At 68.5% G+C, this 3,805-nt stretch carries 5 protein-coding genes; 4 read left to right on the top strand and 1 reads right to left on the bottom strand.

Annotated elements, in window-relative coordinates; genetic code table 11:
* The 3 genes from AXA74_RS23630 to AXA74_RS23620 all read left to right on the top strand — a co-directional run.
* The coding region (locus AXA74_RS23630; RefSeq protein WP_060833339.1) for a cobalamin-independent methionine synthase II family protein at nucleotides 1-1,213 on the top strand (1,213 nt) is incomplete at its 5' end.
* Between the two features lie 56 nt (nucleotides 1,214-1,269).
* Nucleotides 1,270-1,533, top strand: a complete 264-nt coding sequence (locus AXA74_RS23625; protein WP_029577671.1) for a ribbon-helix-helix protein, CopG family — start codon at nucleotides 1,270-1,272, stop codon at nucleotides 1,531-1,533.
* A gap of 6 nt (nucleotides 1,534-1,539) precedes the next feature.
* On the top strand, nucleotides 1,540-2,007 hold the full coding sequence (locus tag AXA74_RS23620; RefSeq protein WP_029577670.1) for a YaiI/YqxD family protein: 468 nt from the start codon (nucleotides 1,540-1,542) through the stop codon (nucleotides 2,005-2,007).
* Between the two features lie 51 nt (nucleotides 2,008-2,058).
* Here the strand turns inward: AXA74_RS23620 and AXA74_RS23615 are convergent, their stop codons facing one another.
* Nucleotides 2,059-3,165, bottom strand: coding sequence for a porin (locus tag AXA74_RS23615; RefSeq protein ID WP_029577669.1), 1,107 nt, complete (start codon nucleotides 3,163-3,165; stop codon nucleotides 2,059-2,061).
* Between the two features lie 255 nt (nucleotides 3,166-3,420).
* Between AXA74_RS23615 and AXA74_RS23610 the strand changes: the two genes are divergently transcribed.
* On the top strand, nucleotides 3,421-3,805 hold a 385-nt coding region (locus AXA74_RS23610), incomplete at its 3' end, for an EamA family transporter (RefSeq protein ID WP_155680927.1).

Here is a 3,805-nt window from a genome sequence, read left to right as displayed (position 1 = left end):
CCCGGCCGAACGCGGCCCGGCCGAACCCCGCCAGGCGCCGCGCCAGCGCATTGCCGCGCCGCCCCTGCCGCCGCTGGCCGTCACCGGCATGGGCAGCTGGCCCCGGCCGCGCTGGATGATAGAGGCCATGCACGCCCATGTGCAGGGCCGCCTGCCCGAGGCGGCCTTCCAGGAGACGGCCGACGATGCCGTGCGCCTGGCCATCGCCGCGCAGGAGAAGGCCGGCGTGGACATGATCACCGATGGCGAACAACGCCGCGACAGCTATGCCAGCTTCGTGGCCTCGCGGCTGGACAACTGCCAGCTGATTCCGCTGACCGATCTGCTGCCCCTGGTCGACGACCCCGAGGCGTTCGCCGCCGAGCTGCGCGCGCTCGACATCCCGGCCGGCGAGGTCAGGCATCCGGCCGTCTTCGGGCGACTGGCGCGCTCGCGCCCGCTGGTGGCGCATGAGGTCGATTTTGCGCGGTCGGTCACGGGCAAGCCCGTCAAGGTGGCCTTGCCGGGCCCCTATCTGCTGACGCGCACCATGTGGATGGAGTGCATCTCCGACCGCGCCTACGACAGCCGCGAAACCCTGGCGGCCGACATCGTGCGCGTGCTGCGCGAGGAACTGGCCGAACTGCTGGACGCCGGCGCGGCCCTGGTGCAATTGGACGAGCCCGTGCTGTCCGAGGTGGTGTTCTCCGGCGCCAAGAACAAGCGCAGCTTCATGTGCGGCGCGTTGTCCGAATCGTTGGCGCCCGAACAGGAGCTGGCCTTCGCGCGTGACCTGCTCAATGCCGTGCTCGATGGCATGCCGCAGGAGCGCACCGCCCTGCATGTCTGCCGGGGCAATTGGACACCGGATGAAAGCGTGGCGCTGTCGGGCGATTATGCGCCCCTGCTGCCCACGCTCGCACAGGTGCGCGTGGGCGCCTATCTGCTGGAAATGTGCACGCCCCGCGCCGGCGACGTGGCCATGCTCAAGGCCCTGCCCGATCATGCCCGCATCGGCATCGGCGTGGTCAACCAGAAAGACCCGGCCATCGAATCCGAAACGGCCGTGGCCGCCCGCATCGAGCGCGGCGTCGGCCTGTTCGGGCGCGACCGGCTGCTGTTGCATCCGGATTGCGGCTTTGCCACCTTTGCCGACAACCCGATCTGCTCGGCCGGCATCGCCCAGCAGAAGCTGGCGGTGATCGCCCAGGCGGCCGGGCGGTTCGCGCGGTGACCGGGCCGGGGCGCGCCCGCAAGGCTATGATGGCGCACCCCGAACAGGAATCCCTCATGAACAAGTACGACCTCGAAAAGAACAAGGCCCTGAAGCTGGCCGGCCAGCTGCGCCAGGCCGGCACGCCCGGGCGCTTCGGCGCCGGCCAGGCGCCCGACCGGCGCGAGCAGCGCAAGCTGGACCAGGCGGCCGGCCTGGTGCCCTTCGCGCTCAAGCTGCCCCAGGCCCAGGCCGACCGCCTGCGGGCGCTGGCCCAGGAACGCGGCGTCTCGACCAACGACATCGTCGCCGAGCTGCTGCAAAAAGCGCTGGACGCCTGACCGTCCATGCATATCTGGGTCGATGCGGACGCCTGTCCGGCCGTCATCAAGGACATTCTCTACCGCGCTGCCCAGCGCTGGCAGCTGCCGCTGACGCTGGTGGCCAACCAGATGCTGCGCACGCCGCCCTCGCCCTGGATCCGCGCCGTGCAGGTGCCGCGCGGCTTTGACGTGGCCGACGCGCATATCGCCCGGCATGCCGCCGCCGGCGACCTGGTCATCACCGGCGATATCCCGCTGGCCGCCGATGTGCTGGCCAAGGGCGCCATGGCGATCAACCCGCGCGGCGAGCGCTATTCGCCCGAAACCATACGCGAGCGCCTGGCCATGCGCGACATGATGGAAGAACTGCGCGCCAGCGGCGTGGACACCGGCGGGCCGGCCGCCTTCAGCCAGGCCGACCGCAAGGCCTTCGCCAACCAGCTGGACGCGCTATTGGCGCGGCACGCGCGCGGGCTGCCGGACTCGCGCTGAAAAAAAGAGGATGCCTCGCGGCATCCTCCGGCATGGCTCGCGCGCGAGGGATCAGAAGCGGTGGCGCAAGCCCACGCCCACCGCCGTGCTCTTCAGATCGTCGATGAAGGCATAGTTCTTGGCGTAGGAGGCATAGGCATACAGACCGGTGCGCTTGGACAGGTCATAGGTGTAGCCCAGGCTGAAGACGTTCATCTTCTCGTCGCCGCCGGTCAGGCGGTCGTTGGACGGATCCACCATCTGCCAGGAGCCGAACAGGCTGCCCGCGCCGCCGACCGGCATGGTGGCGCCCACCATATAGGCGTTGGCCTTGAAGCCGTCCTCGAAGCGGTAGCTGCCGAACTCATCGCTGTAGGGCGTGCCGCTGGGCAGGTCCTGGCCGACGAACCAGCCATCCGTCGTGCGCCCGTAGGCGGCGGCCAGCTTGACGACCTCGAAGTCGTAGCTCAGGCCCACGGCGTACTGGCGCGGCGTGGCGCCGTTGTCGATGCTGGAGCGGCTGGCGCCGTTCAGCTGGTCATAGGTCAGCGTGACGTTCAGCGGGCCTTGCAGATAGCGCAGGCCGGCGGTGATGCCGCGCGTGTTGTCGGCCGTGCGGAAGCCCGTCTGGTCGCTGTTGTTGTCGTCGACATTGAAGGAATAGCCCACGCCCAGCTCGAAGCCGTTGAACGAGGGGGTCTTGTACATGACCATGTTGTCCCAGCGCATGGTGTTGGCCGCGCTGAAACCGGTGCCGATGTTGGCCTGGGTATAGCTGGTGTAGAAGGGGTCGATGTCGGCCAGGTAGTTCGAGCCCACCGTGGCCTGGCGGCCGAATTCCAGCGAACCCCAGGCGTCGTTGGCCAGGCCGACGGTGGCCTGGCGCCCGAACATGCGGTCGCCCTGGGCGCGGCTGCCGTTGCCGGAGTCAAAGCCGCTTTCGAGTTTGAAGGTGGCGCGCAGGCCGTCGCCGAGGTCTTCGGCGCCGCGCAAGCCCCAGCGCGAGCCTTCCTGGATGCCGTTGATCATGCCCGCGCGGCTGCCGTCAAAGCCCGGGCCCTTGATTTTGTTGTAGCCAATGCCGGTGTCGATGACACCATAGAGAGTGACTGACGTGTCTGCCTGTGCCATGCCGGCCAATGACAGGCCCAGCGCCGTTGCGAGCAACGTCTTTTTCATCCGAGAGATCTCCATACTGGGGTTGGCACCGCAAAATGCCGGTGCAAAAAAAAGGAACAACCCATCCGCAGGATGTTGTTCCCCGGCCCCGAGTGTAGGATATTTTGCCGGCTATTTCGGGTAATTTCCGGCAATTACCCGGCATCCAGGCCAGTTTTGAAACATTGAGTTTCCAAATCGGCCCCTGGCGGGCGGGACCGATCCTTGCTGTCTTCCTGCCCCGCGGCCCCGCATGGCCGCGTTCCGGGAGGCGTCATGGCAAGTCTGCTGGCCCTGTTGTCGGCGGCGGCATACGGCATTGTTGATTTCGCGGGCGGCCGCGCGGCGCGCGAGGTGCCGCCGATCGCGCTGGCGTGCCGCGTGCAGTGGGTCGGCAGCCTGGCGCTGCTGTGTCTGGCGCCCCTGCTGGGCGGGCGCCCGGCGCTGGACGACCTGGGGTGGGGCGGGCTGTCCGGCCTGGGCAGCGCGGTGGCCATCATGTTTCTCTACCGAGGCATGCGCTGCGGCAAGATCAGCCTGGTGCTGCCCTTGGCGGCGCTGGTCGGGGCGGCCCTGCCGGTCCTGTTCGCTATCGGCGTGCTGGGCGACCGGCCTTCTGCCATGGTGCTGGCCGGCATGGCGGGCACGCTACTGGCGGTAT

It is taken from the genome of Bordetella hinzii LMG 13501, assembly GCF_001548475.1.
Taxonomy (GTDB): Bacteria; Pseudomonadota; Gammaproteobacteria; order Burkholderiales; family Burkholderiaceae_B; genus Bordetella; species Bordetella hinzii.
Note: the sequence above shows the minus strand (reverse complement) of the source record. Positions and strands in the feature narration are given on the sequence as shown.